A 26159-nucleotide genomic window follows, 5' to 3' on the forward strand; every position below is an offset into this window, starting at 1 on the left:
ACGAGACCGCTCAGGCCGAGGCGCCCGCGTTCGAGGACGTGCTGGCGACCGCGCAGGAGCCGGCTCCGGCGCCGGTCGAGGGATCGGCCCAGGAATTGGCGCGCGCGCTGGATCGCGAGCCGGCTCAGGCGCCGGCCGAGACGCCGGCCGCCAAGCCTGCCTCCGCTCTCGACGCCCTGCTCACGGCGGCGGCCAAGCCTGCCACCGACATCCGCGCCCGCATCCAGGAATCCGGCGGCCTGTCGCTCGACCGGCTGCCGATGCTGAGCGTCATCTTCGACCGGCTCGCCACCGCCTGCAGCGACGCGGCCAAGCATCTGGCCTCGTCCTCGACCTTCTACTCGCTGAGCGGCGTCGAGAGCGGGCGCTTCGGCGAGATGCTCGACGCCTACGATTCGAACGCGGTGGTGGGTATCTTCCACGCCCCCGAGTGGGACGGGCACATCCTCGTCGGGCTCGACCGCGACTTCATCTACACGATGGTCGAGGTGCTGTTCGGTGCCGACGGCTCCGAGCCGCCGGTGGAGGAGGAGCGCAACTTTTCCGCGATCGAATTGCGCATCGCCCAGATGGTGTTCGAGCAGGTCGGCAAGGCGCTCGAATCCTCCTTCGGCCTCGTCTCGCAGACGCCGTTCCGTCTGGAGCGGATGGAGACCCGGATGGAGTTCGCCATCATCGGCCGGCGCTCCAACAAGTCGGTGCAGGCCAAGTTCCTGCTCCAGGCGCTAAACCGCGGCGGCGAGATGTTCCTGATCATCCCGCAGACGGTGCTGAACCCCTTACGCCCCGCACTCGGCAAGGTGCTGACCGGCGAATCCGCCGCCCGCGACCCGCGCTGGGCGCAGCAGATCACGGCCGAGGTGCAGAAGACCGCGGTGCGCCTGCGCGCCGTGCTGGAGGAGCGCCACCTGACGCTCGGCGAGATCGCTGGGCTGAAAGTGGGGCAGGTGCTCGAACTCGATGCCACGCCCAACACGCGAATCAAGCTGGAGGGCAACGACCGGCCGCTGTTCTGGTGCCGGGCCGGCCAGTCGCAGGGCGCCTACGTCCTGCGGGTGGAGGAGGCGATCAATCCCGAGAAGGAGGGGGCGGATGGGCTCCTTGGTTGACGGCATCCTGCTCATCGCGCTGGTCGCGACGAGCGCCTGCGTGGTGCCGATGTATCTCAAGCTCAAGCGCCTCGACCGGGTCCAGGCCGAGTACGGCGCGGCGGTCACGGCGTCGGGCATCGCCCTGACGCAGGCCGGTGACGCCGTGCGCAGCTTTTCCGGCGAGGGGCGGGAGATTCTGGAGGCGCTGAGCGTGAAGATCGAGGAGGCCCGGGCGCTGATCACCAGCCTCGAAGCCTCCCGCGCCGCGCTGCTGGCAGCGAAGGGCGAGCCGAAGGCGTAAGGGATCGCTTCTCCCACCCATTCCCCTCATCCTGAGGTGCTGCGCCTACGGCTCCGCACCTCAGGATGAAGGGGATGGGTGGGAAAAGCCTTCAGCGTAGCGTGAACCGTTCCGCCCGCGGCGGGTCCGGCCGGCGCTCGCCGAGCGCATCGAGCACGGGCGTCACCGCGGCGTGCAACAGCGCGTCGAGGGGCAGATCGTTGGCGTCGGTGCCGAACGGCTCCTCCAACTCGTCGCCGAGCGCGTCGAGGCCGAAGAAGGCGTAGGCCACGAGCGCGGCGACCACCGGCGTCGACCAGCCGAGCGAGCCGGCGAGTCCGAACGGCAGCAGCAGGCAGTAGAGCCACGCCGTGCGATAGAGCAGCAGCGTGTAGGCGAACGGCAGCGGCGTACCGTGGATGCGCTCGCAGACCGCCTGGATCGCCCCGAGGCTCGCGACCTTGTGCTCCAGCGTGGCAAAGCCGACCTCGCCGAAGGCACCCGCCCGCATCGCCCCAGCGAAGTCGTGGGTGAGGCCGGCGAGCGCCGCGTCGGCGGGGTTGGGGCGGTCGGCGAGTGGCAGGCTTTCCTGCGGCGGCAGCCACGGCTCGGCGGCCCCCGCCTCGTCGAGGCCGCGCAGCCGGGCGTGGAGCGCCTGGGCGAAGCCCACCGCCCGGCGCAAGCTACGGCGGCGCAGATCCGCCTGTCCGGCCTCCGGCAGCAGTGCCGGAATCAGCCGGGCGAGCGCCCGCATCTCGACGATCAGCGTGCCCCACGCCCGGCGCGCCTCCCACCAGCGGTCGTAGCAGGCGCCGTTGCGGAAGCTCAGGAAGATCGAGAGCGCGAGGCCGACCAGGGTGAACGGCCCGATGCCCGCAGTGATCGGGAACCACTCGGCATGGCGTTGCTCCAGCGCGACCACGAGGCAGGCGAGGCCTGAGATCGCGATCACCTTCGGCGCGACCTTGGGCAGGATCGAGCCGCGCAGCGCGAACAGGATGGTGAAGACGTTGGGCCGCGGGCGGACGATCATGGCTCAGGTGGCGCACTCGGCCAGCAGCCGGCGCATGAACGCTTGGCCGCGCTCCAACTCGTCCAGCGCGACGTACTCGTCCGGCTGGTGCGCCTGATCGATCGAGCCCGGCCCGCACACCACCGTCGGGAGGCCGGCCCCCTGGAAGCGCCCGGCTTCGGTCGCGTAGGGCACCGAGATCGTGCGGTTGCGCTGCGCCAGCCGCAGCGCCAGCCGCTCGGCCTCCGAGCCCGGATCGGGAGCGAGCCCCGGCACCGCCACCTCCTCGACCGTCTCGATCCGCCCGAAATCGCCGTAGCGGTTCAGTCGCTCCCGGGTCACCCGTTCGCAGGCCGCTTCGAACAGGGCCGGAATCTCGCCCATGTCGAGGTCGGGCAGGCCGCGGAACTCCCAGTGGAAGGCGCAGAGCTTGGGCAGGATGTTGCGGGCGGTGCCGCCCTGGATCGTGCCGACATGGACCGTGGTGTTCGGGGGATCGAACCGGCCCGAGGCGTCGCCGCGGGCCACCATCGCGTCGGCGATGCGGTTCAGCTCGGCGATCAGGTCGGCCGCCGCCATCACGGCGTTGGCCCCGAGCATGGGTTTCGCCGAATGCGCCTCGTGGCCGTGGACGGTGGTGTTGTAGGTCACGATGCTCTTGTGGGCGTCGGCCACCTGCATGCCGGTCGGCTCGCCGACGATGACGGCGCCCGGCCGCGGCAGGTCGGCACCGAAGCGGCGAATCGTGTCGGCGACGCCGAGGCAGGTCGTCTCCTCGTCGTAGGAGAGCAGGATGTGGATCGGCCGCTTGAGGTCGGCGGCCAGCGCCTCGGGCACCAGGGCGAGCGCCAGCGCGTCGAACCCCTTCATGTCGACCGCGCCGCGGCCATAGGCGCGGCCGTCGGCGACCCGGAGCCGGAACGGATCGGTGGTCCAGGCCTGCCCCGTCACCGGCACGACATCGGTATGGCCCGACAGCACGATGCCGCCGTCGATCCTCGGCCCCAGCGTCGCGAACAGCGCCTCCTTGTCACCCGCGGCGTTCGGCACGCGCACGTAGGGCACGCCCCAGCCGTCGAGATAGCCCGCCACGCACTCGATGAGGGCGAGGTTCGACTTCGAACTCTCGGTGTCGAAGGCGACGAGCCGCTCCAGCAATTCCAGCGGGCTCAGGCGCTCACCGGCCATCCTAATGGACGACGCGGCGCACGTGCGGCGAATCGAGGGAGAAGGCCGGGATCTCCGCCTCGAAGCTCTCGCCGCCCATCGTCGCCATGGTGTAGCTGCCGGCCATCAGCCCGTCCGGCGTGGTGAGCGGGCAACCGCTGGTGTAGCTGAACGACTGGCCCGGTTCGAGCACCGGCTGCTTGCCGACGACGCCCGCGCCGCGCACCTCCTGGCAGGCGCCGCGCCCGTCGATGATGCGCCAGTGGCGGGAGCGCAGCTGCACCTGCTCGCTGCCGTTGTTCACGATCTCGACCGTGTAGGCGAAGAAATAACGGCTCTCGCCCGGCGAGGATTCCTCCTCGACGAAGCGGGGCTCCACCGTCACCATGATGCCGCGCGTCTCGGCCTTGTACATCGCGTGAAACCGTCTCCGTGGACGAAGCGCAGGCCGCGACGCGACATCTGCCTCGGGTCGTGGTACGTGGCGCCCGAAATCCCGTCAATCGCGGCGTTCCACCCGGCCGACAGGCCGGATCAGCCGGCGGAGACCTCGTGCCGAACGCCTCGCCGAACGTTGCCCCCGTCGCTGCCGCCGCGCGGCGCCCGGCGCTTTCGGACGCCCTCGGCCTCCTCGTCACCCTGGCGACCGCGCTCACTTTCGCGTGGTGGCACCCGGCGCAGAATACGTGGGCCGCGCTCGCCCTCGTCCTCGCCCTCGTGCTCGATACGGTCGCGCGGATCGTCGTGCGGTGTGTGCACGCGCGCATCGGCGTGGCGGCCGAGTTCCAAGGCGTGGCCTCGCCGCTGCTGATGCTCGGCAACGCGGTCTGGATCGGCGGCCTTCTCGTCGCGCTCGGCGCGTGGCTGCGGCCAAACCTGTTTCCGCTGCTGGCCTGTACGCTCGCCGGCCTCGTCGCCATGGCGGCCTGTGCCCGGATCGCGCTCGCCCGGATGGTGGCCGTGCTCGATGCGGCGGAGCGCGAGGCCGCGCAGGACAAGACGGGCGGGAGGGAGCCGCGATGAACGACGACAATATGGGCCGCGACGGCGGCATCCTGGCGGCTCAGGGCATCGCCGCACTGACGGAAAGCGGGGCGATCCTGCCCGCGACGCCCTACGCGTCGGATCAGATCCAGCCCGCGAGCCTCGACCTCCGGCTCGGGCGCCGTGCCTACCGGGTGCGCACCAGCTTCCTGCCCGGCCACAGCCGCCCGGTCTCGGCCTGCATCGAGGCGCTGTCGCTGCACGAGATCGACCTGACGAACGGCGCCGTGCTGGAGACGGGCTGCGTCTACATCGCCGAATTGCAGGAAAGCCTCGCGCTGCCGGCCGACCTCAGCGCGGGCGCCAACCCGAAGAGTTCCACGGGCCGGATCGACGTGTTCACCCGCGTCATCACCGATTACGCCAGCGCCTTCGACCAGATCGAGGCCGGCTATCGCGGGCCGCTCTACGCCGAGATCTCGCCGCGCACCTTCCCGGTGCGGGTGCGGACCGGCTCGCGCCTGTCGCAGGTGCGCTTCCGCCGGGGCGAGCCGCGGCTGTCGCTGGACGCCCTCTCGGCGCTCCACGCCCGCGACCCGCTGGTCGATGTCGCGAGTCCGTCGCTGCACGGGGGCGTGGCGGTCTCGGTCGATCTCGCGGGCTTCGGCGGCCTGATCGGCTACCGCGCCAAGCGCTACACCGGTCTCATCGACGTCGATCAGCCCGGCGCCCACCGCACCGGCGATTTTTGGGAGCCGCTGCCTGCCGACGGCACCCGCACGCTGATCCTCGATCCCGGCCAGTTCTACATCCTGGCCTCCAAGGAAGCCGTGCGCGTGCCGGCCGACTTCGCGGCCGAGATGGTGCCGTTCGATCCGCTGGTTGGCGAGTTCCGCGTCCACTACGCCGGCTTCTTCGATCCGGGCTTCGGCCTCGGCGAGGCCGGCGGCACCGGGGCGCGAGCGGTGCTGGAGGTGCGCTCGCGCGACGTGCCGTTCCTGCTCGAAGACGGCCAGATCGTCGGCCGCCTCGTCTACGAGCGCATGCTGGAGCGTCCCGCCACCCTCTACGGCGCGGGGGCGGGCTCGAACTATCAGGCGCAGGGGCTGAAGCTGTCGAAGCACTTCGCTTGAGCCGAGGGGCGTTATACCGTTTCCGCGAAAATCGTATAACGCTTTTTCGTCAATGACTTTGAGGTGGTCGGCATGCGCCCCCCTCCCATCAAACCCCCTCATCCTGAGGTGCTGCGAAGCAGCCTCGAAGGAGGGCTCCAGCCCGCCGCGCGATTCCTGGAGCCCTCCTTCGAGGCTTCCGCTTCGCTCCGGCACCTCAGGATGAGGGGATAGGTGGGAGGCACCGAAGAAGAGAGCCGTGGATTTCACCGGCTCGCCACGGAACGCGGCTCATCCCCTGTCGCACCCGGCGCCAGCCCGCTGATCTCCATCACGAATTTCTGCCTCAATGCGCGGGCGAAATCGCCGTAGCCGCGGGCGGCGAGCAGGAAATGGCCGGGGCCGCCAACGATGTGCGCGCGGTACCATGCGTCCAGCGTGGTGCCGTCGCGATAGGTCTGGCGCGGCAGCTCGCGCAGGCCGTAGCCGGGGGCGCGATAGGCGCCGACGCCGACCACGTCGTTCTCGCCCGGGACGAGGATCGGCAGGCCGTTGATGGTGGTGCCTGCCGACAGAAGCGCATCGCGCTCGGTGTGGATCGCGTCCACATCGCTGCAATTGTCGATGCCGTCGCCCGACACGTCGATCACCACCCGATCCGCAGTGACCGGCAGGCGCGGCACCACGCTCGCCGAGACCGTGCGCAGCATCTGACCGACGCAGGTGAACTCGCCCGGCACCCGCGGCACCGCCCGCACCAGCAATGCGGTCGCCGCGGCGTCGGCTTTGGAGGCGATGCGGCGCCAATCGACCGCGAGGCGGGCGCCGTCGGCCCAGGTCACCAGCGCGAAGTAGATGCCGCCGGGATTGGCCCGGATCGCGGCGAGCACCGCCTCGTCTTCCAGCGCTTCGGCGATGCCCTCCATCTGGAGGTGGTAGCGGGTCTCATCGACCGAGCCCGAGACATCGACCGAGACCACGAGCGCCGTGGCGACGCCGTCCTCGGCGCTCGCCCGCTGCCCCAGGGCGAGGAGGGCCAGGGCGGCGCACCACGCCCGGATCGGTCTGAACGCCACGCCCGTCTCCCTGCCGACCTTTTCGCGAGGGTAGTCGAAGCCCGCAGGGCGCACCATCGGACAGAAGTCGGGAGACCGGGTGTCAGGGCTGTCCGGCGATCCGGGGGGCGGCGTGACGCGCGGGTGGCTTGGCCGGTGGGCGGGAGGCCGTCTCGGCGATGGGGGCCGCGTCGAAAGCGGCGGCATCGAGCTGGAGCACGGGCAGCTGGCCGACATCGAGCGCCGGAGCCGCGGCCCGCTGCGGTGCCACCGGCTCGGGCCGCGGGCGCGGTGCGACCGGCTCGGCGGCCGGGGTCTCGACAGCGGACGACGTGGCAGTGGGAACCGGAACCTCGGCCGCGCCCACGATGCGCGGCGTCGGCAGCGTCTCGGCCACCATCGCCGGGACCGGCTCGGCGGGCGCGGGGGCAGGGCGCGATGCAAGGGAGACGGCCAGCGCCAGCGACAGGCCGACCACCCCGAGGCCCAGCGGCCAAAGCGGCATGGTGCGGCGGTGCGGAACCGTCTTCAACGGACCGCGCACAGCGGAAATCTGGCGGCGCGGCAGCGACCACCGATCCGGCTCGACGACGAACTCGCTTCCCGACACGGCACCCCTCCGTCTTCTCGTCGGTGAGGCGTTCACACACCGGCAAGAGCTACGGCGAAATTGCGGCAGGGGCGATGATCTACGGCTTATGTCGCGGTTTTTGCGCGGGAAACCGCAGGATTTCTCGTCGTGTTCGGGGGCTTGGTCAAAACAGTCAGGCGTCCGCCGCCTCGCGATCGATGAACCATGTCAGGGCGCCGACGCTCGACGCATGGGCAGCCGGCAGGTCTTCCCCCGCCGCGAGGCGTTGAAGCGGATCGCGCTTGCCCGCGCCGTTGACGAGGAACAGCACCGAGCGGGCGGAGGCGAGCGCCGGGAAGGTCAGCGTGATGCGCGGGACGAACGGCTCCATCCCGGCCTCCGGCACGGGGGCGACCCAGGCCGCGCGCTCCTTCACCGCGGGCTTGCCCGGAAACAGCGAGGCGGTGTGACCGTCGCTGCCGAGGCCAAGTAGGACGAGATCGAACAGGGGCCGGGCCGGATCGAGCCGGTCGGCGCCGTAGAAATCCTTCAGCGTCGCCTCATAGGCGCGGGCGCCGGCCTTCGCGCCCTCGTCGGAGGGGATGAAGTGCAGATGCGTCGGCGGCACCGGCGTCGAGTGGCCGAAGGCCTCGCGGACCATGCGGACATTGCTGAGGGCATCGTCCCACGGCACCACCCGGTCGTCGCCCAAGAACCAGTGGACGCGCTCCCACGGCACCCGCTCGACGAAGCCGGGGGAGGCCAGCAGCGCGTAGAGGCGCTTGGGCGTCGATCCGCCGGACAGGCACACCGCGGCGCGCTCGCCCTCCGCGCTGGTCACCTGCTCGATCAGGTGCTCGGCGGCCGCGCGGGCGGTCGCCTCGGCATCGTCCAAGAGTTGGGTGTTCTCGGGAAGCGCGATCACGGCGTCGGCCCCCGGCGCGGCGGCTCCTTGTGCCCGCCGAAGCCCTGGCGCATCGCCGAGAGCAGCTTGTCGGCGTAGCTCGCATCCTCGCGGGAACGGAAGCGGCGGTAGAGCGCGCTCGACAGGACGGTGGCCGGCACCGCCTCCTCGACCGCGGCGTTGATGGTCCAGCGGCCCTCGCCCGAATCCTCGACGTAGCCGGAATACTCCTCCAGCGTCTCGCTGCCCGCGAGTGCCGTCGCGGTCAGATCGAGCAGCCAGGACGACACCACGCTGCCGCGCCGCCATACCTCGGCGATATCGCCGAGGTTGAGATCGAACCGGCGTTCTTCCGGCACCTGCTCGGAATTGGCGTGCTTGAGGATGTCGAAGCCCTCGGCATAGGCCTGCATCAGTCCGTATTCGATGCCGTTGTGGATCATCTTGACGAAGTGGCCGGCCCCGCTCGGGCCCGCATGGATGTAGCCGAGTTCGGCGCGCGGATCGCGCCCGTCGCGGCCGACGGTGCGGGGGATGTCGCCGAGCCCCGGCGCCAGGGTGCGGAAGATCGGATCGAGCCGATCGACCGCCGCCTTGTGGCCGCCGATCATCATGCAATAGCCGCGCTCCAGCCCCCAGACGCCGCCGGAGGTGCCGACATCGACGTAGTGGATGCCCTTGGCGTCGAGTTCGCGGGCGCGGCGCACGTCGTCCTGATAGAACGAGTTGCCGCCGTCGATGATGCAGTCGTCGGCCTGCATCAGCCCGCCGAGCGTCCCCACCGTCTCCTCGGTGATGGGGCCGGCGGGCAGCATCACCCAGGCGGTGCGGGGTGCATCGAGCTTTTGGACCAGATCGTCCAGGCTGTCGGCGGGCGTCGCGCCTGCCTCGGTGAGCGCCTTCACCGCCGCCGGATCGCGGTCGAACACCACGGCCGTATGCCCGTCGCGCATGAGGCGGCGGACGATGTTGCCGCCCATCCGGCCCAGCCCGATCATCCCGATTTGCATCGTACGCACTCCCGTCAGCAGGCCGCCCCCGGGAGACGGTCGTCGACGGTTCGAACGCGTCGGCCAAGCCGGCGTTCCGATGCTGCTCATGCATCGCCCGCACGGCTGCGCTGACGCGGGAGTAGAGTGTTCAAGAAGCGGGGCGACGAGTCAGACAGACCCGCGCCTCGCACTGACGGAGTGCAAAAAACGGATCGGGCGGAGACCTTTCAGTCCCCGCCCGATCCGCTCGCCATCAAGTCGATCGCTTCTCGAAAAACCCTATTGCCTCGTCGGGCTGGTGCCGGTGGCCGGCGGCTGGCCCGGCGTGGCGCTGGCCTGCTTTTCCGGGTGCTTGATCTGGCTGTAGGCGAGGTTGGCGAAGGAGCCGATCCGGGCGGGCCAGCTCAGTTTGCCGTCGCCCGGCTCGTCGCGGGCGGCCTGGCAATAGGCGGTGGTGAGGCCGTTGACGATGTCGTCGTCCTTGGCGCCCGAGGCCGCGCCCTTCACCTTCGGTACGATGGCGACGAGCTTGGGGATGAAGTCGTTCGCGGTCAGGCCCTTCAGTTCGGCGACGATGCCGTTGTCCTCGATCGCCTTCTTCACCGCCTCGTCGGCGATCGCGTCGCAGGGCGCGGTGCCCGACAGCATCGTCTGCGTCGCGGCCTTGGCCTCGGAGACGGCGCCGCCCGAGTTCATCACCGGGGCCTTGTTGCCCCAGGAGTTGCGGATGTAGTCGGTCACATCACGCACCTGCTGCTCGCTCATGTCCTGGCCGATTGCCGGCATCGGCGCGTAGCCGCTCTGCGCCGCGAGGCCGCCATAGATGACTCGCAACACCGTCTCGGGCCCGGCCGACTGGACCGAGGTGTTACCGGCGAGCGCCGGGATCGCGCCCGGAACGCCCGTGCCGTCCGGCCGGTGGCAGGACGAGCAGTAGCTGAGATAGACGTCGGCACCCGGAGCGCCCGGCTGGTTGAAGGCCTGGAGGTCCTTTTCCTTGTAGGTCTGCTTGGCCGGCACCGTGCGCAAGTAAGCGACCATCGCCTTGAGGTCCGCGTCGGTCATCTTCGAGAGCGATTCGTCGATGGTCTGGCGCATCGGGCCTGCGGCCACGCCGGGGCGGTTGCCCGGCGCCGTGCCAGTCTTGAGGTAGGTGACGACCTCGTCGTCGGCCCACGCGCCGATGCCCTGGTGCCCGTCCGGCGTGATGTTGGGGGCGTACCAGCCATCGATGACGCCGCCGCCGAGCTTGCCCGAGAGGCTCGAATTGCCGACGATCTTGCGCTCGTTGTGGCACATGCCGCAGTGGCCGAGACCCTCGACGAGGTAGGCGCCGCGGTTGACCTCCTCGCTCGCGTTCGGATCGGGCTTGAAGCGGGCCTCGGTGAAGAAGGCGGTGCGCCACGTGATCAGCGCGGTGCGGATGTTGAACGGGAAGGGGATCTGGCTCTCCTTCCGCTTCTCGTTCACCGGATCGAGCGACTTGAGGAAGGCGAAGATCGCCTTGGTGTCCTCGTCGCTGACCTTGGTGTACCAAGCGAACGGGAAGGCCGGATACAGGTATTCGCCCTCGTCGCCGATGCCGTGGCGGAACGCCTTCTCGAAGGTCTCGTAGCTCCACTTGCCGATGCCGGTCTCAGGGTCCGGCGTGAGGTTCGGCGTCATGATGAGGCCGATCGGGGTGTTGAGGCCGTAATTGCCGGCATAGGGCTTGCCGCCCGGCGCGGTGTGGCAGGCGACGCAGTCGCCCGCCGTCGCGAGATACTCGCCGCGCTTGATCAGATCCGCATCGGCGCCTTGGGCCAGCGCCGGCCCGGCCGTGAACAGGGCGGCCAGGGCGATCCAGGCGGAGCCGCGTGCGGTACGTCGTGTCATGAACGCGGTCTCCCGAAAGATGACGACCCAGGCCTCGGTTGGTCTCGTTGTCAGTAGAGGAACGGGCTCGCAACGCGAGACAGTCCCGGTTGTTCCAGCTCCAACAGTCACACGCACGCGATCCCGACCTCAGGAATCACCGAAATCTGATCATCATTTCCGTAAGATGGGCGAAAAGCGCGGCAAGGAGCCACGCCGCCACGACAGGCCAGTCCGCGCCGGTCAGCGCGGCCCGCACCGCCAGCATCAGCGCCGCGCCCGAGGCAAGGTTCGACAGTAGAGCGGCGGGTCTCGGGCCGCGGCCGAACCGCAGCCGCAAGCCGACGAGCAGCAGCGCCTCCAGCGCCACCAGGGCCAGGATGACCTCGACGATGCGGCCACTGGAAAACAGCTCGGCCATCTCACGCCCCATCTTATGCCCCTCTGGCGGGCGGGTTGAGCCGCACGATGGTGAAGTTGAGGCAGGCCGCGACGCTGACCCAGGCGAGGTAGGGCAGGTTCAGGAGCCCCGCGACGAGCGAGGCCTGGCCCACGGTGAGCGCCAGCGCGACGATGGAGAGCCACAGCAGGCCGACCTCGGCGAGGGCCCAATCGGGCCGGCGCAGGCGGAAGAAGATCCAGCTCCAGGCGATGTTGAGAACGCTGTTGACCGTGAACGCCGCCACCAGCCGGGCGCGGGCGGCCGGGTCCGGGTCGGCGTTCCAGGCGAGCACGGCGGAGGTCGCCGTCAGCACGATGATGACGGTCCAGATCGGGCCGAACGCCCAATCCGGCGGCTTCCAGGCCGGGACGCGCAGCGCGAAGTACCAAGCGTCGGTGCGTGTCGCCATCCCGCCCGCCACGGCGACGATGATCGCCGCGAAGGCGGTGACGAGAACCGGGCCCCACTCGCCCGCGAGCCATGCCGTCACGGCGAGACCCAGCGGAACAGATGCGCCAGATCCTTGAAGAAGATTTTTGCGTGCGCAGCCGGCTTCGCTCGGACCAATTCCTTATTCATGTAGGCGTCCCAGGTGAGCTGCTGGACATCCTTGTCCTTGCAGATCGCGACGAAGCGCTCCCGCAGGCCATCGCTGCGGTACCAGACCCACTGCATCATCCCGAGGATCCAGAACACGCGCCCATGCAGCCGCATGAATTTCTTGCGGGCCGTGGTCAGGGCCTTGGCATCACCCGTCGCGAGGAAGGCTTCGGCGGCCTCGGCGGAGAGTCGCCCGCCGAGCATCGCGTAATAGATGCCCTCGCCCGAGGCCGGGGCGACGACGCCCGCCGCGTCGCCCGCGAGCAGCACGTCGCGGCCGTTGTCCCAGCGCTTCAGGGGTTTGAGCGGGATCGGTGCGCCCTCGCGGCGCACCGTCTCGCAGGCGTCGAGGCCGGTCGACGCCCGCAGGTCGCGGATCGCCGAGCGCAGCGAGAAGCCTTTCCGCATGCTGCCGGTGCCGATGCTCATCGTGTCGCCGTGGGGGAAGATCCAGGCGTAGAAGTCCGGCGAGAGGCGGCCCTGGTAGTAGACGTCGCAGCGGGTGCCGTCGTGGGTCTCGGGCGGGGGGCTACGGACGATCTCGTGATAGGCGAAGACCTGCCGCATCTTAGCGTGGCCCGGAATTTCCGCGCGGCCGACCGGCGAGCCGGCCCCGTCGGCGCCGATGACGAGGCGCGCCTTCACTTGGCTGTCCGGCCCGTCCTTGCCCGCCCGGTAATGCACCGTCGTCGCGCCCGGCTCATCGCGGGTGATGCGCTCGAACGATCCGTCGCGGCACTCCGCACCGGCCAGCCGGGCGCGGTCGCGCAGCCACGGATCGAACTGGGCGCGATCGACCATGCCGACGAAGCCGTCGCCCACCGGCATGTCGACGTGGCGCGCGCTCGGCGCGATCATCCGGGCGCTGCGGATGCGGGCGAGCAGCAGGTCGTCGGGGATCGCGAAGTCGCGGATCAGCCGCGGCGGGATCGCGCCGCCGCAGGGCTTGATCCGGCCCGCCCGGTCGAGGAGCAGCACCTTTCGCCCGCCCCGCGCCAGATCGGTCGCCGCGGTCGCCCCCGAAGGGCCGCCGCCCACCACCACGACGTCGAAGGTCTCGGGTGCGCCGGGGTGGGTCATGGGGCTACCTCGCGTCGAATCCGGGATTGAGCTGGAAGGAGGCCGCCTGCGCCAGCGGGTTGGCGCGCCGCCCGACGGAGGCGTGCTCGACGCGCAAGGCGATCAGCAGGGCGACGACGAAGAGCATCGCCTCGCAGGCGAAGACCGCGGCGTAGGCGGTGACGGGCTCGGTCGCGACGAGGCGGGCGCAATCGACCGCGAGGGTTCCCAGAAAGCCACCCGTACCGAAGGCGATGCCCTGAGCCGCGCCCCACACGCCCATGCGGGTGCCGCGCTCGGCCTCGCCGCCGCGGCCGGCCAATGCCATCATCGAGCCGATGGCGGCGACCGCGTAGACGCCGTTGCCGAAGCCGAGCGCCGCGACTGCGGCGCGCAGCGGGAAATCCGGCCCGATCGGGCCGCCGACGGCGATCGCTCCGAGCGCCAGCGCCGAGAGCCCGCAGCCGATGGCGGTCCAGAACTTCAACGAGCCGAGCAGCGGCCCGCCGATGAAGACGGTGATGCCGGCCACGAACAGCATGCCGGCCAGCACGCCGCCGTGCTGGAGCCCGGCGAGCTTGGTGGTGGCGCCGGGCGTCATCGCGAAAACGAGGCCGGCATAGGGCTCGAGGATCAGTTCCTGGGCGCTGTAGGCCAGCATCGAGACGAAGACGAACAGCGTGAAGCGCCGCGCCGCGGGCTCCGCCAGCACCTGCGCCAGCACCGCACGGAACGGTTTTTTGGGAGTCTGGGGTGCGCTCGACGGCAGGCGGCGCGGTTCGAGCCCCAGAACGGCGAGCGTCGCCACCGCGAAGGCAATCGCCGACACAGTGCCGGAGACGGCAACCAGCCGTAGGCCCGAGAACGGATCGAGGAAGTGGCCGGCGAGCGGCGCGGTGATCGCGAAGCCCGCGATCATCATCACCCAGACGATGGTGGCCGCGGCACCCCGCCGGCTCGATTCGACGCCGGTGGCGAGCAGGACGAGGAGGTTGGTGCCCGCCGCGCCCGCACCCATGCCGACGAGGAGGAAGGAGGCGACCGCGAGCGCGAGCCCCGCCGTCAGCGCGGTCTCGGCCAGAGCGGTGGCGACCGCGGCGCCGAACCCGCCCAGACACAGGGCGGCCATGCCGCCGACGATCCAGGTGGTGCGCCGCCCGCCGACATCCGAGCCGTAGCCCCAGCGCGGGCGCAGCACCTGCGCGGCGTAGTGGAGTGCCACCAGCGCGCCCGGCACCATCGCGGGCAGCGCCAGCTCCACCACCATGACGCGGTTGATCGTCGAGGTCATCAGCACGACGACGGCGCCGAGCGCGGTCTGGACGAGGCCGAGCCGGACGATCTGGAGCCAGGAAAAGGAAGAGGGGAGGATCGTGCTCATGGCCCGACCCCTTGCACGAGGGGCCGGAGCGCGAAAGCCGCGACCAGCATGCCGACCACGTAGAGGGTGGTGCCGGTGCCGTTGTACCAAGCGGCGCGCTCGCGGGGCGCTTTCAGGAAGCGCGCCATCAGGGCGAGCTGGCCGGCGAGCAGCAGGCCGACGGCGCCGGCATGCCACGGCCGGTCCCAACTCAGCAGCAGCGAGACCACCACGGTCTGCGGCAGCGCCATGACGAGGCAGGCGAACAGGGCGGCGTAGCGCGGGCCCATCTGCACCGGAATCGAGCGCAGGCCCAGCGCCCGGTCGCCCTCGATCGACTTGAAGTCGTTGAGCGTCATGATGCCGTGGGCGCCGATGGCGTAGAGCAGGGCGGTCGCCACGACGCGGCCGTCCGGCATCGCGGCGGCCATCACGGCGGCTCCGGTGAACCAGGGCAGGCCCTCGTAGCAGAGCCCGCAGGCGGCGTTGCCCCACCAGCCGTTGCGCTTCAGCCGGATCGGCGGCGCGGAATAGATCCAGGCGAGCACGAGGCCGAACAGGGCGGCGCCGAGAATCCACGGCCCGAGCATCGCAGCGACGAGGAGCGACAGCACCGTCCAGCCCGCCGCGAGGTACAACCCCCAGCGGCCGGGGATGCGCCCGGAGGGAATCGGCCGGTTCGGCTCATTGATTGCATCGACATGGCGGTCGAACCAATCGTTGGCGGCTTGGCTCGTGGCGCAGACCAGGGGACCCGCCAATACAACCCCAGCGGCGATCACAGGCCATTGCCCCGTCGGCGCCTGACCGGAGGACACGACCCCGCAGGCGAAGGCCCACATCGGGGCGAACCACGTGATGGGCTTGAGGAGCTCGACGACTGCGCTGGGTGCGGGCGTGGCCATGCCCGACGCTAGTGAGCCGCACGGCCGGGTGTCAAGTGAACTTTACACTTGCGCCGTCGCGTTCTTGTGACATCCGACCGCTTTGCCGACTAGCGAAATAATTCCGCCTGCTCGCACCGGCCTCCTGCGCCGCATCGGCGTGGTCGGAAAGGTGGCCCCTCCCATCCGGGTCGTGGCTCACTGCTCGCGGTCGGGCCCCAGTTCGACATCGCCCGCGTCGAGGTCGCCGATGCCGTAGCGGCGCATCTTGGCGTAAAGGCCCTGGCGGCTCAGGCCCAGCATCTCGGCCGCCGAGGCGCGATTGTCCCGGGTGATGCGCAAAGCCGCCTCGATGCACAGCTTCTCGATCAGGTCGGTGGTCTCGCGCACCAGCGCCTTCATCGAGACGCGACCGACGAGTTCGGTCATCTGCTCGACGGAGCGGGGCAGGTCGTGCCCGGCGGTGTGGACCGGCGCAGCCCGGCGCGGCGTCGCCCGAATCGTGAAGCCGAGGCAGGGCTGCTCGGCCGCGGGCGCCGAGACGGCGGCGACCTCGACCTCCTCGACCGAACCGTAGGCGCCGCGCATCACCGTGGAGAAATGGCGCACCGAGCCGTGCTCGCGCAAAGTCGCGAACAGGGCGAGCGCCTCGGTTTCCTCGCGCCCGAGCCAGCGGTCGAGGGTCTGGCCGCGCACCTGCTCCTCGGTGGCGAGCTGTACGAGATCGAGGAAGGCGGTGTTGGCGGTGAGGATGTGCCGGCCCGGATCGGTCACGACGAAGGCCTCCGGCATCCGCCGAATCACGTCGAGGGCGCCCCCGTCCGTGGACGGCCCGGCCTGTGCCGAGGCCAGCGGCGAGAGGCGCAGCAGGATCGAGGTCGAGCCCTCGCCGCGAAACAGCGAGGCCGAGAGCCGGGCCTCGCCCCGCCCGCCGCCGAGCCGCGCGACGAGGTCGGCGGCCTGGCCGGAGATACGAAGCCCCGCGAACAGCACGGCGATGTCGCGGGTGGCCGAGGCCTCGAACAGGTCGGCGGCGTCCTGGCCCAGGATGCGCTTCTGCGGCCGGCCGAGCAGCCGCGCGGCGGCCGGGTTCGCCTCGGTCACGCGCCGCGTGCCGGCATCGGCCACCAACACCGGCTCGCCGGAGAGCTGGAACAGCAGCTTGTAGCGGGTCTCGGCGGAGCGCAGCCGGTCGTAGTCGCGCTCCAGCGCCTGCTGCGTGTCGGCGAGGCGCCGCTGCAGCCCGGCCAGCGTCCGCAGATCCTGGCCCACGACGATGATCGGCCCGCCCTGGCGCGGACGCAGGCCCGCGTAGCGGATCGGCACGTCCGGGCCGTTGCGGGAGGGGTGGTTCACCTGCCGCCAGCGGGTCATCGTCCCGGCGGCGGCGTCACGCAGCAGCGCATCGATCTTCGGGCGGCTCTCGACGGTGACGGTGTCGACCCATAGTCGACCGCGCCAGGAGGCGAAATCCTCCGATTCGAGATCGAGCGCCCCGGAGGCGGTCTCCTGGATCACCCCGTCGTCGCCGACGATCAGCGAGATGTCGCTCGTGGCCGCAAGCAGGAGCCCGGCCGCCTCGCTGTCGAGGAGGCCGGCCGCCTGTTGCAGCGCCGGAGAGGGTCGCTGCGGGGGATGGCTCGCCAAGCTGCTCAAGATCACCACTTCGTGATGGCGCGAAAGGAGGTCCTTTCAACAGGCTCGGGACCGCATTTCAAGCAAGCTCTCGGAAATCAAGGGGGCAAGGCGCCCATCCTCGGCGGTCGCATCGGCGCCGACGACGCTGACGTGGTCGGGATGGCGCACGAAATACGGTCCGCCGACGAGGATCTTCAGGGCCGGGTTGTTCGAAGCCTGACGCAGGGCCGCGATGGTCTGCGAAAGCTTGGGGACAAGCACGTCGCAGGACAGCGTCAGGCCGACAACGTCGAACCATTCCTGTGCCACGAGGTCGGCCGGCTCGACGCCGGCGTCCTGCCCGGCGGTCGTCACGTCCCATCCCGATTCGCGGAAGATGCCGGCCAGCACCGCGAGGCAGAACACGTGGGTCTCGCCGGGGCAGGGCAGCATCAGGATGCTGCGCCCGCGCGGCTCCACTGTGTGGTCGCCGAACCGGGCGCAGAGATCGCGGACGACCGCCTGGAGCCGCCCGAGCGCCATCGTCACCTCGATGAAGTCGCAGGTGTCGTCCTCCCACAGACGCCCGAGATGGCGCGCGGCGGGCGTCAGCAACTCGACCAGCACGCTCTCCAGGGTGAGCCCCTCGTCGAGGAAGCGCAGCAGGTGGAGGGTGAGGTCGCCGTCGGTGCGCGACAGCAGCAGATCGCAGAGCCGCTCGACGTCCTCGGGATTCGGTTGCCGGTCCTGCGGCGGGAGCGCCGGCTTCGCGCGGGCACGATGGACCAGCATCAGCCGAGGCAGGATCTCGGCCTCGACCACGCCCGCGAGGCGGCGGCGCATGCGCTCCGCATCCGGCTGCACGTCGAAGGCGGACGCCGCCAGCGTCTCGGTGCTTACGCCGCAGTCCCGCGCGGGCGCCGGGAGTTCCAGGCGTTCGCCGTAATGCCTCCAGCCTCCCATAGGCCTCTCCCAACAGCACGGATCAAGCAGCTTAATGCAGGATACCCTGTCGCGCCTCTTAGCCGGACGTGTTCAGCTTCACGATACGCCTGTTCCGTGCGTTGGCAATGCCTTCGAATGAATACAATGCCAACAAGTGTCAGCGTGTCCGAGCGTCAAGCTGGATTGACACTTTGGCCGGGCTCGGCCTAGGCTTCGTTCGGGAAGAGGCCTTGCACAGACAGGGCCCGAGGCAGAGCGGAGGCGGACGCCATGCGGCAACGCCAGGGCCAGCAGAGAGCGCTCTACACGAGCGAAGAGCGCCGGCGGCGCGACGCTTCCCCGTGGACTCTCGTCCAGGGCCTGCTCGCCCCGCTGCAATTCGTGGTTTTCCTGGTCAGCGTCGTCTTGGTGTTCCGCACGCTGGCGACCGGCCAGGGCGCCGAGGCCGCGCACGCCTCGATCGTGATCAAGACGCTCCTCCTCTACGCCATCATGATCACGGGCTCGATCTGGGAGAAGGCCGTGTTCGGCCGCTACCTGTTCGCCCCGGCCTTCTACTGGGAGGACGTGTTCAGCATGCTGGTCCTGGCGCTGCACACGGCCTACCTCGCGGCGCTGACCTTCGGCGTCCTCGACACGCACGGCCTGCTCGTCCTCGCGCTGGCGGCCTACGCCACGTACCTGATCAATGCCGGGCAGTTCCTGCTGAAGCTGCGGGCGGCCCGCCTCGAGGCGCCGACCTCTGTGGCGCTCGCCGGGGAGGGCGCCCGATGAACGCCCACGCTCCGCTCCCCAGCGCCGAGTGCGGCCCCGACATCCGGGTCGAGCGCGGCCAGCGTGCCGTCTTCTGTGGGCTCACCGGCATCGTCTGGTTGCACCGCAAGATTCAGGACGCGTTCTTCCTCGTCGTCGGCTCGCGCACCTGCGCACACCTGATCCAGTCGGCCGCGGGCGTGATGATCTTCGCCGAGCCGCGATTCGCCACCGCGATCATCGACGAGCGCGATCTCGCCGGCCTCGCCGACATGAACGAGGAGCTCGATCGGGTCGTCACCCGGCTGATCGAGCGGCGCCCGGACATCAAGCTGCTGTTCCTCGTCGGCTCCTGCCCGTCCGAGGTGATCAAGCTCGACCTGTCGCGGGCCGCGCTCCGGCTGTCGCAGCGGCTCTCGCCGGGCGTGCGCGTGCTCAACTATTCGGGCTCGGGGATCGAGACGACCTTCACCGAAGGCGAGGATGCCTGCCTCGACGCCCTCGTGCCCGGCCTGCCGCAGGGGCAAGCGGCCAGCGACGAACTCTTGGTCGTCGGCGCATTGGCCGACGTGGTCGAGGATCAGTTCGCGCGGCTCTTCTCGGGACTGGGCATCCGCGCTCGCTTCCTGCCGGCGCGGCGCTCGGGTGAGATGCCGGCGGTGGCCCGCGGCACGCCTTACCTCCTGGCCCAGCCGTTCCTGACGGCGACGGCTCGCGCGCTCGACGAGCGCGGCGCCAAGCGCATCCCGGCGCCGTTCCCGCTGGGCGCGGAGGGCACCACCCTCTGGCTCAAGGCCGCGGCCGACGCCTTCGGGGTCGATCCGGCCCGGTTCGAGACCGTGACGGCGCCTGGTCGCGCGCGGGCCGACCGGGCGCTGGAGCGCTACCGCGAGCGGCTTGCGGGCAAGCGGGTGTTCTTCTTCCCCGATTCGCAGCTCGAAGTGCCGCTGGCGCGCTTTCTTTCGCGCGAAGTCGGTGCCGAATTGGTCGAGGTCGGTACGCCCTACCTGCACCGCGCCCACCTCGCGGCCGAGCTGGAGCTTCTGCCCGCCGCCACCGCCATCGTGGAGGGCCAGAGCCTCGACGACGGGCTCGACCGCTGCCGCGCGGCGCGGCCCGACCTCACCGTCTGCGGGCTCGGCCTCGCCAATCCGCTCGAAGCGGAAGGGCTCTCGACCAAGTGGTCGATCGAGCTCTTGTTCACCCCGATCCAGGGCTACGACCAGGCCGGCGACCTCGCCGAATTGTTCGCGCGCCCGCTCCACCGCCGCGCCCGGCTGGAGGTGTAGCGATGCAACTCACCGTCTGGACCTACGAGGGACCGCCGCATATCGGCGCCATGCGGGTCGCCACCGCGATGGAGGGGCTGCACTACGTGCTGCACGCGCCTCAGGGCGACACCTATGCCGATCTGCTCTTCACCATGATCGAGCGGCGCGAGAAGCGCCCGCCCGTCACCTACACCACCTTCCAGGCGCGCGACCTCGGCGGCGACACGGCGCTGCTGTTCAAGGATGCGGTGGCGCAGGCCCATGCCCGCTTCCAGCCGCAGGCGATGATCGTCGGCGCCTCCTGCACGGCGGAGCTGATCCAGGACGATCCGGGCGGCCTCGCCAAGGCTCTGGCCCTGCCGATCCCGGTGATCCCGCTGGAGCTGCCGGCCTACCAGAAGAAGGAGAACTGGGGCGCCTCCGAGACTTTTTACCGTCTGGTGCGCGCCCTTGCCGGCCAGCCCGTCGAGCGCTCTTCGCGCGAGGGGCGGCGCCCGCTGTGCAACATCTTGGGTCCGACCGCGCTGGGCTTCCGCCACCGCGACGACCTGATCGAAATCCGGAAGATTCTCGAATCGCTCGGCATCGACGTGAACGTGGTAGCGCCGCTCGGCGCGAGCCCGGCCGATCTCGGACGGCTGAGGGAGGCCGACTTCAACGTCGTGCTCTATCCCGAGATCGCCCGCGCGGCGGCGCAGCATCTCGAAAAGACGTTTCGCCAGCCCTTCATCGACATCGTGCCGATCGGCGTCGGCGCCACCACCCGCTTCGTCGAGGCGGTCGCCGCGCTGGCCGGCGTCGATCCGGCGCCGGTGCTGGCGGGCGTACCCTCGCGTCTGCCCTGGTACTCGCGCTCGGTCGATTCGACCTACCTCACCGACAAGCGCGTCTTCATCTTCGGCGACGCGACCCACGCGCTCGGCATCGCCCGCGTTGCGGCCACGGAACTCGGCTTCCGCGTCGTCGGGCTCGGCACCTACAGCCGCGAGTTCGCCCGCGAGGTCCGAGCGGAGGCCGCCCTTCACGGCATCGAGGCGATCATCGCCGACGACTATCTCGACGTGGAAGCGGCGATTCAGGCGGCGCAGCCCGAGCTCGTGCTCGGCACGCAGATGGAGCGCCACGTCGCCAAGCGGCTCGGCATCCCCTGCGCGGTGATCTCGGCGCCGGTCCACGTGCAGGACTTCCCGGCCCGCCACTCGCCGCAGATGGGGTTCGAGGGCGCCAACGTCCTGTTCGACACCCTGGTCCATCCGCTGATGATGGGCCTGGAAGAGCACCTGCTCGGGATGTTCCGCGAGGACCCCGAGTTCCACGATGGCGCCGCCCCCTCGCATCTCGGTCGTACGCATGCCGGGCCCGCCATGATGCAGGAGGCTGCACCGCCCGCCCCGGCGCCCGCTCCGATGGTCGTCGAGGCCGCGCAGGTCACGCTCACACCGATCCCGACCACGGCGCCTTGGAGTCCAGACGCCGAGAAAGAGTTGAAAAAAATCCCGTTCTTCGTGCGCGGAAAAGCCCGCGCCAACACCGAGCGCTTCGCCCGCGAGCGGCAGCTCCCGCTCATCACCCTCGAGACCCTTTACGATGCCAAAGCGCATTTCGGCCGGTAGGCCCGACATCCGCATCGCCATCGTCACGCTCGACAATCACTTGGCGAGCGCGGTGGAGCGGGCACGCCTGCGCCTCGCCCGCGAGATGCCGGGCCTCACCCTGAGCTTCCACGCCGCCGCGGAGTGGGAGACCGACCCGTCCGCGTTCGCCGCCTGCCGGGACGAGATCGCCCGGGCCGACATCGTCGTCTCGGCCATGCTGTTCCTCGACGACCACGTCCGCGCGATCCTGCCCGCCCTGCTGGCGCGGCGCCCGCATTGCGACGCCATGGTCGGCTGCCTCTCGGCCGCCGAGGTGGTCCGCACGACGCGGCTCAACCGCTTCGACATGAGCGGCACCAAGCGCTCGGCGCTGGATTTCCTGAAGAAGCTGCGCGGCAAGCCGGGCGCCGAGGGCAACGCCGCCCGCCAGATGGCGCTGGTGCGCAAGTTGCCGCAGATCCTGCGCTTCATCCCCGGCTCGGCCCAGGACGTGCGGGCCTACTTCCTGACGCTGCAATACTGGCTTGCCGGCTCCGACGAGAACGTGGCGGGCCTCGTCCGCTTCCTCGTGCAGCGCTACGCCGCCGGCCCCCGTGCGGTCTGGCGCGAGATCGCCGCCGCGCCCGCCCCGCAGCACTATCCCGAGACCGGGCTGTACCACCCGCGCATGCCGGGCCGCCTGAGTGAGGACTTTTCCCACGTGCCGACGGTGCCGGGCGCTCGAGGCCGCGTCGGCCTCCTACTGATGCGCTCCTACGTGCTGGCCGGAAACACCGCCCATTACGACGGCGTCGTCGCCGCGCTCGAAGCTCGCGGCCTCTCGGTGGTGCCGGCCTTCGCCGCGGGTCTCGACAACCGTCCGGCGGTCGAGGCGTTCTTCATGCGTGACGGGCGCCCCGCCATCGACGCGCTGGTCTCGCTCACCGGTTTCTCGCTGGTCGGCGGCCCCGCCTACAACGACGCGGCGGCGGCCCAGGATCTGCTGGCGCGGCTCGACGTGCCGTATCTCGCCGCGCAAGCGCTCGAATTCCAGACGATCGAACAATGGCAGGAGGGCGACCGCGGCCTCTCGCCGGTCGAGGCGACCATGATGGTCGCGATTCCCGAACTCGACGGTGCCACCGCGCCGATGGTGTTCGGCGGCCGCTCCTCGGCCTCCGGTCCGGACAACGCCCGCGACATGCGCGTCCACCCCGAGCGCGCCGCGCGATTGGCCGAGCGGGTCGAGCGGCTGGTGTCGCTCCGGCGCAAGGCCAGGGCCGAGCGGCGCCTCGCCTTCGTCCTGTTCAACTTCCCGCCGAATGCGGGTGCCACCGGCACCGCCGCCTTCCTTTCGGTCTACGCCTCGCTCCTCAACACCCTGCGGGGGCTGGCCGCCGACGGCTACGACGTCGAGGTGCCCGAGAGCGTCGATGCTCTGCGTGAAAGGATTCTCGGCGGAAACGCCGCGCGCTTCGGCACGCAGGCCAACGTCCACACCCGCATCTCGGCGGAAGATCATGTCCGCCGCGAGCCGCATCTCGCCGAGATCGAGGCGCAATGGGGGCCCGCGCCCGGCCGGCACCAGAGCAACGGCGCCGACATCCTCGTCCTCGGCGTCCAACTCGGAAACGTGTTCGTCGGGGTGCAGCCCGCCTTCGGCTACGAGGGCGACCCGATGCGGCTGCTGTTCGAGCACGGCTTCGCCCCGACCCACGCCTTCAGCGCTTTCTATCGCTACGTGCGCGAGGATTTTGCTGCCGACGCGGTGCTCCACTTCGGAACCCATGGCGCGCTCGAATTCATGCCCGGCAAGCAGACCGGCCTGTCGGAGCGGTGCTGGCCCGAGCGGCTCATCGGCCCGCTCCCGAACGTCTACCTCTACGCCGCCAACAACCCCTCCGAGGGGACGATCGCCAAGCGTCGTTCGGCCGCGACGCTGGTGAGCTACCTGACCCCGAGCCTCGCCGCCGCCGGCCTCTATCGCGGGCTCATCGACCTCAAGGCCTCGGTCGAGCGCTGGCGCGCGCTGGAGCCGGAAGCCGTCGCCGAGCGGGCGAGCCTCGCCGAGGTGATCCAGTCGCAGGGCGCGGCGCTCGATCTCACCGCCGCCGAGCCGGCGTGGCACGGCGATGTCCCGGCCCGCGTCGCGGCGCTCGCCGCAGCGCTTGCTGAGCTCGAACAGACCCTGATCCCGCACGGCCTCCACATCGTGGGCGAGGCGATGCCGGCGGAAGAGCGCGTCGATCTGCTGATGGCGCTGGCCGAAGCCTCGCACGGCCTGAAGCCGGCACGCGCCGGCATCGAACGGCTGATCGAGGGCGCGGCCTTCAACGAGGCGCTCTCCGCCGCGGGCCTGCCCCTCGACGAGACCGGCCGCACCGCCTTCGCGGATCTGGCCCGCATCGACCGCGACCTGTCGCGCGACCACGAGATTCCGGCGCTGCTGAGGGCGCTCGACGGCCGCTTCGTGCCCCCGGTCGCCGGCGGCGACCTGCTGCGCAACCCGGCGATCCTGCCGACGGGGCGCAACCTGCACGGCTTCGACCCCTACCGCCTGCCCTCCGCCTTCGCCGTCGCCGACGGCGCCCGCCAAGTCGCGCGGATCCTCGAACGCTACACCTCCGAGGGGCAACCCCTGCCGGAGAGTGTCGCCATCGTCCTGTGGGGCACCGACAACCTCAAGAGCGAGGGCGGCCCGATCGCCCAGGCGCTCGCCTTGATCGGCGCCGCGCCGCGCTTCGACGGCTACGGCCGGCTCACCGGTGCCGAGCTGATCCCGCTCGAAACCCTCGGCCGCCCCCGCATCGACGCGGTCGTCACTCTTTCCGGCATTTTTCGCGATCTGCTGCCGCTGCAAACCAAGCTCCTGGCCGAAGCGAGTTATCTCGCGGCAACGGCCGACGAGCCCGATGACAAGAATTTCGTGCGCAAGCACGCTTTGGCGATCCAGGCCGAGCAGGGCTGCGACATGGAGACGGCGGCTTTGCGCGTCTTCTCCAATGCGGAAGGCGCCTACGGCGCCAACGTCAACCACCTCGTCGAGTCTGGTCGCTGGGACGACGCGGACGAACTCTGCGAGACGTTCTCCAAGCGCAAGTCCTTCGCCTACGGCCGCAACGGCCGCCCGGCGCCGCAGCGCGAGCTGATGCGGGCGGTGCTCGCCAAGGTCGATCTCGCCTACCAGAACCTCGATTCGGTCGAACTCGGCGTCACGAGTGTCGATCACTATTTCGACGGACTCGGCGGCGTCAGCCGGGCGGTGGCCCGCGCCCGCGGCACGGCGGTGCCGGTCTACATCAGCGATCAGACGCGGGGCGAGGGCCGGGTGCGATCGCTGGACGAGCAGGTGGCGCTGGAGACGCGCACCCGCATGCTCAACCCGAAATGGTACGAGGGCCTGCTCGGCCACGGTTACGAGGGCGTGCGCCAGATCGAGGCGACGCTGACCAACACCGTCGGCTGGTCGGCCACCGCCGGCGCGGTCCAGCCCTGGATCTACGAGCGCATCACCGAGACCTATGTGCTCGACCCCGCCATGCGTGAGCGCATGGCGGCGCTGAATCCCACGGCTTGCGCCAAGGTCGCGAGCCGCCTGATCGAAGCCCACCGCCGAGGCTTCTGGACCCCCGACGCCGCCACCCGCGACGCGCTCGACCGCGCCGAGGAGGAGCTGGAAGACCGGCTCGAGGGCGTGACACCCGGCATCACCGCAGGAGTCGCGGCATGAACATCGCCATTCGGAATCCCGTGCCGCTGCGCCGCGAGGAGGGCAGCGTCCAGGTCGCCCTCGATCCGACCGACAAGATCGAGACGGCAAAAGTCTTCGCCGTCTACGGCAAGGGCGGCATCGGCAAGTCGACCACCTCGTCGAACCTGTCGGTCGCCTTTTCGAAGCTCGGCAAGCGCGTGCTCCAGATCGGCTGCGACCCGAAGCACGATTCGACCTTCACCCTGACGAAGCGCCTCGCGCCCACCGTCATCGACGCCCTCGAATCGGTGAACTTCCACTCCGAGGAGCTGCGGCCCGAGGATTACGTGGTCGAGGGCTATAACGGCGTCATGTGCGTCGAGGCCGGCGGACCGCCCGCGGGCACGGGCTGCGGCGGCTACGTCGTCGGCCAGACGGTGAAGCTCCTGAAGGAGCATCACTTGTTGGAGGACACCGACGTCGTCGTGTTCGACGTGCTCGGCGACGTGGTCTGCGGCGGCTTCGCCTCGCCGCTCCAGCATGCCGACCGGGCCTTGATCGTCACCGCCAACGACTTCGATTCGATCTTCGCGATGAACCGCATCGTCGCCGCGATCCACGCCAAGTCGAAGAATTACGGCGTGCGGCTCGGCGGCGTCATCGCCAACCGCTCGGCCAAGACCGACGAGATCGACCGTTTCAACGACGCGGTGGGCCTGCGCCGCCTCGCTCACTTCCCCGATCTCGACGTGGTGCGCCGCTCGCGCCTCAAGAAGTCGACCCTGTTCGAGATGGAGGATACGCCCGAACTGCGGGCCGTGACCGACGAGTACATGCGACTCGCCGAGACGCTCTGGGCCGGGGAGGACCCCTGCGAGGCGGTGCCGATGAAGGACCGCGACCTGTTCGAATTCCTCGGCTTCGATTGATCGGTTCGCGCG

Annotated in this window: 24 protein-coding genes; 9 read left to right on the forward strand and 15 right to left on the reverse strand. The window is 70.3% G+C overall.

The window, feature by feature from the left end:
• The first annotated feature begins 95 nt into the window (after window positions 1–95).
• Both ASG52_RS25490 and ASG52_RS25495 read left to right on the forward strand, forming a co-directional pair.
• On the forward strand, window positions 96–1109 hold the full coding sequence (locus ASG52_RS25490) for a flagellar motor switch protein FliM (RefSeq protein WP_056249966.1): 1014 nt from the start codon (window positions 96–98) through the stop codon (window positions 1107–1109).
• The gene (locus ASG52_RS25495) at window positions 1093–1392 is read left to right on the forward strand and encodes a hypothetical protein (RefSeq protein ID WP_056249750.1); all 300 of its coding nucleotides are present in this window, start codon (window positions 1093–1095) and stop codon (window positions 1390–1392) included. Before ASG52_RS25490 ends, ASG52_RS25495 begins: the two co-directional genes overlap by 17 nt.
• Before the next feature lie 91 nt (window positions 1393–1483).
• Here the strand turns inward: ASG52_RS25495 and ASG52_RS25500 are convergent, their stop codons facing one another.
• Genes ASG52_RS25500 through apaG form a run of 3 tightly spaced genes read right to left on the reverse strand, consistent with a single transcriptional unit; the run spans window position 1484 to window position 3965 of the window.
• Window positions 1484–2404, reverse strand: coding sequence for a bestrophin family protein (locus tag ASG52_RS25500; RefSeq protein WP_056249752.1), 921 nt, complete (start codon window positions 2402–2404; stop codon window positions 1484–1486).
• A 3-nt stretch (window positions 2405–2407) separates the two neighbouring features.
• Window positions 2408–3571: an acetylornithine deacetylase gene (argE, locus tag ASG52_RS25505; protein ID WP_056249754.1), complete on the reverse strand. Its 1164-nt coding sequence runs from the start codon at window positions 3569–3571 to the stop codon at window positions 2408–2410.
• 1 nt (window position 3572) lies between these two features.
• On the reverse strand, window positions 3573–3965 hold the full coding sequence (gene apaG, locus ASG52_RS25510; RefSeq protein WP_056249756.1) for a Co2+/Mg2+ efflux facilitator ApaG/CorD: 393 nt from the start codon (window positions 3963–3965) through the stop codon (window positions 3573–3575).
• A gap of 137 nt (window positions 3966–4102) precedes the next feature.
• On the opposite strand from apaG, the gene ASG52_RS25515 reads away from it, so the two are divergent.
• Both ASG52_RS25515 and ASG52_RS25520 read left to right on the forward strand, forming a co-directional pair.
• Window positions 4103–4573, forward strand: a complete 471-nt coding sequence (locus ASG52_RS25515) for a hypothetical protein (RefSeq protein ID WP_056249759.1) — start codon at window positions 4103–4105, stop codon at window positions 4571–4573.
• Entirely contained in the window at window positions 4570–5667 is a 1098-nt protein-coding gene (locus tag ASG52_RS25520) for a 2'-deoxycytidine 5'-triphosphate deaminase (RefSeq protein WP_056249763.1), read from the forward strand. The genes ASG52_RS25515 and ASG52_RS25520 overlap by 4 nt, the downstream gene beginning before the upstream one ends.
• 245 nt (window positions 5668–5912) lie before the next feature.
• Here ASG52_RS25520 and ASG52_RS25525 read toward each other — a convergent pair whose 3' ends face one another.
• The 12 genes from ASG52_RS25525 to ASG52_RS25580 all read right to left on the reverse strand — a co-directional run bounded on the left by ASG52_RS25525 (window position 5913) and on the right by ASG52_RS25580 (window position 17947).
• The gene (locus ASG52_RS25525) at window positions 5913–6722 is read right to left on the reverse strand and encodes a DUF1194 domain-containing protein (protein ID WP_502691113.1); all 810 of its coding nucleotides are present in this window, start codon (window positions 6720–6722) and stop codon (window positions 5913–5915) included.
• A gap of 82 nt (window positions 6723–6804) precedes the next feature.
• Complete coding sequence (locus ASG52_RS25530; protein WP_056249768.1) at window positions 6805–7311, reverse strand: hypothetical protein; 507 nt, start codon at window positions 7309–7311, stop codon at window positions 6805–6807.
• 154 nt (window positions 7312–7465) lie between these two features.
• Window positions 7466–8197, reverse strand: coding sequence for a 6-phosphogluconolactonase (gene pgl, locus ASG52_RS25535; RefSeq protein WP_082552731.1), 732 nt, complete (start codon window positions 8195–8197; stop codon window positions 7466–7468).
• Entirely contained in the window at window positions 8194–9186 is a 993-nt protein-coding gene (gene gnd / locus ASG52_RS25540) for a phosphogluconate dehydrogenase (NAD(+)-dependent, decarboxylating) (RefSeq protein ID WP_056249771.1), read from the reverse strand. Before gnd ends, pgl begins: the two co-directional genes overlap by 4 nt.
• A gap of 261 nt (window positions 9187–9447) precedes the next feature.
• On the reverse strand, window positions 9448–11043 hold the full coding sequence (locus tag ASG52_RS25545) for a c-type cytochrome (protein WP_056249776.1): 1596 nt from the start codon (window positions 11041–11043) through the stop codon (window positions 9448–9450).
• A 136-nt stretch (window positions 11044–11179) separates the two neighbouring features.
• On the reverse strand, window positions 11180–11443 hold the full coding sequence (locus ASG52_RS25550; RefSeq protein ID WP_286159168.1) for a hypothetical protein: 264 nt from the start codon (window positions 11441–11443) through the stop codon (window positions 11180–11182).
• A gap of 13 nt (window positions 11444–11456) precedes the next feature.
• Window positions 11457–11954 carry a TspO/MBR family protein gene (locus tag ASG52_RS25555; protein ID WP_056249781.1) on the reverse strand — a complete coding sequence of 166 codons (498 nt, stop codon included), beginning with the start codon at window positions 11952–11954 and terminating at the stop codon, window positions 11457–11459.
• On the reverse strand, window positions 11951–13144 hold the full coding sequence (locus ASG52_RS25560; protein WP_056249783.1) for a geranylgeranyl diphosphate reductase: 1194 nt from the start codon (window positions 13142–13144) through the stop codon (window positions 11951–11953). Before ASG52_RS25560 ends, ASG52_RS25555 begins: the two co-directional genes overlap by 4 nt.
• A 4-nt stretch (window positions 13145–13148) precedes the next feature.
• Window positions 13149–14504: a BCD family MFS transporter gene (locus ASG52_RS25565; RefSeq protein ID WP_056249787.1), complete on the reverse strand. Its 1356-nt coding sequence runs from the start codon at window positions 14502–14504 to the stop codon at window positions 13149–13151.
• Window positions 14501–15388, reverse strand: a complete 888-nt coding sequence (chlG, locus tag ASG52_RS25570) for a chlorophyll synthase ChlG (RefSeq protein WP_056249790.1) — start codon at window positions 15386–15388, stop codon at window positions 14501–14503. The genes ASG52_RS25565 and chlG overlap by 4 nt, the downstream gene beginning before the upstream one ends.
• 177 nt (window positions 15389–15565) lie before the next feature.
• Window positions 15566–17032 (reverse strand): transcriptional regulator PpsR, encoded by a 1467-nt coding sequence (gene ppsR, locus ASG52_RS25575; protein ID WP_056249793.1) that lies wholly within the window; start codon window positions 17030–17032, stop codon window positions 15566–15568.
• A gap of 27 nt (window positions 17033–17059) precedes the next feature.
• Entirely contained in the window at window positions 17060–17947 is an 888-nt protein-coding gene (locus tag ASG52_RS25580) for a cobalamin B12-binding domain-containing protein (protein WP_056249794.1), read from the reverse strand.
• A 252-nt stretch (window positions 17948–18199) separates the two neighbouring features.
• Between ASG52_RS25580 and bchF the strand changes: the two genes are divergently transcribed.
• Genes bchF through bchL form a run of 5 tightly spaced genes read left to right on the forward strand, consistent with a single transcriptional unit; the run spans window position 18200 to window position 26147 of the window.
• Window positions 18200–18703: a 2-vinyl bacteriochlorophyllide hydratase gene (gene bchF / locus ASG52_RS25585; protein ID WP_056249797.1), complete on the forward strand. Its 504-nt coding sequence runs from the start codon at window positions 18200–18202 to the stop codon at window positions 18701–18703.
• Window positions 18700–19971: a ferredoxin:protochlorophyllide reductase (ATP-dependent) subunit N gene (locus ASG52_RS25590; RefSeq protein ID WP_056249799.1), complete on the forward strand. Its 1272-nt coding sequence runs from the start codon at window positions 18700–18702 to the stop codon at window positions 19969–19971. The genes bchF and ASG52_RS25590 overlap by 4 nt, the downstream gene beginning before the upstream one ends.
• 2 nt (window positions 19972–19973) lie before the next feature.
• On the forward strand, window positions 19974–21566 hold the full coding sequence (gene bchB, locus ASG52_RS25595) for a ferredoxin:protochlorophyllide reductase (ATP-dependent) subunit B (RefSeq protein ID WP_056249802.1): 1593 nt from the start codon (window positions 19974–19976) through the stop codon (window positions 21564–21566).
• Window positions 21541–25257, forward strand: a complete 3717-nt coding sequence (locus ASG52_RS25600; RefSeq protein WP_056249806.1) for a magnesium chelatase subunit H — start codon at window positions 21541–21543, stop codon at window positions 25255–25257. Before bchB ends, ASG52_RS25600 begins: the two co-directional genes overlap by 26 nt.
• Entirely contained in the window at window positions 25254–26147 is an 894-nt protein-coding gene (gene bchL, locus ASG52_RS25605) for a ferredoxin:protochlorophyllide reductase (ATP-dependent) iron-sulfur ATP-binding protein (protein WP_056249809.1), read from the forward strand. Before ASG52_RS25600 ends, bchL begins: the two co-directional genes overlap by 4 nt.
• The last annotated feature ends 12 nt before the right edge of the window (window positions 26148–26159 follow it).

The sequence above is a fragment of the Methylobacterium sp. Leaf456 genome, from assembly GCF_001425465.1.
Classification (GTDB): Bacteria; Pseudomonadota; Alphaproteobacteria; order Rhizobiales; family Beijerinckiaceae; genus Methylobacterium.

Coding starts and splice junctions, on each gene's coding strand:
- ASG52_RS25495 (WP_056249750.1), top strand. CDS start 1,093: ATGGGCTCCTTGGTTGACGGCATCCTGCTCATCGCGCTGGTCGCGACG.
- gnd (WP_056249771.1), bottom strand. CDS start 9,186: ATGCAAATCGGGATGATCGGGCTGGGCCGGATGGGCGGCAACATCGTC.
- ASG52_RS25590 (WP_056249799.1), top strand. CDS start 18,700: ATGAACGCCCACGCTCCGCTCCCCAGCGCCGAGTGCGGCCCCGACATC.
- ASG52_RS25545 (WP_056249776.1), bottom strand. CDS start 11,043: ATGACACGACGTACCGCACGCGGCTCCGCCTGGATCGCCCTGGCCGCC.
- ASG52_RS25580 (WP_056249794.1), bottom strand. CDS start 17,947: ATGGGAGGCTGGAGGCATTACGGCGAACGCCTGGAACTCCCGGCGCCC.
- ASG52_RS25550 (WP_286159168.1), bottom strand. CDS start 11,443: ATGGCCGAGCTGTTTTCCAGTGGCCGCATCGTCGAGGTCATCCTGGCC.
- apaG (WP_056249756.1), bottom strand. CDS start 3,965: ATGTACAAGGCCGAGACGCGCGGCATCATGGTGACGGTGGAGCCCCGC.
- ASG52_RS25560 (WP_056249783.1), bottom strand. CDS start 13,144: ATGACCCACCCCGGCGCACCCGAGACCTTCGACGTCGTGGTGGTGGGC.
- chlG (WP_056249790.1), bottom strand. CDS start 15,388: ATGGCCACGCCCGCACCCAGCGCAGTCGTCGAGCTCCTCAAGCCCATC.
- argE (WP_056249754.1), bottom strand. CDS start 3,571: ATGGCCGGTGAGCGCCTGAGCCCGCTGGAATTGCTGGAGCGGCTCGTC.
- ASG52_RS25600 (WP_056249806.1), top strand. CDS start 21,541: ATGCCAAAGCGCATTTCGGCCGGTAGGCCCGACATCCGCATCGCCATC.
- bchF (WP_056249797.1), top strand. CDS start 18,200: ATGCGGCAACGCCAGGGCCAGCAGAGAGCGCTCTACACGAGCGAAGAG.
- bchB (WP_056249802.1), top strand. CDS start 19,974: ATGCAACTCACCGTCTGGACCTACGAGGGACCGCCGCATATCGGCGCC.
- ASG52_RS25565 (WP_056249787.1), bottom strand. CDS start 14,504: ATGAGCACGATCCTCCCCTCTTCCTTTTCCTGGCTCCAGATCGTCCGG.
- ASG52_RS25500 (WP_056249752.1), bottom strand. CDS start 2,404: ATGATCGTCCGCCCGCGGCCCAACGTCTTCACCATCCTGTTCGCGCTG.
- ASG52_RS25520 (WP_056249763.1), top strand. CDS start 4,570: ATGAACGACGACAATATGGGCCGCGACGGCGGCATCCTGGCGGCTCAG.
- bchL (WP_056249809.1), top strand. CDS start 25,254: ATGAACATCGCCATTCGGAATCCCGTGCCGCTGCGCCGCGAGGAGGGC.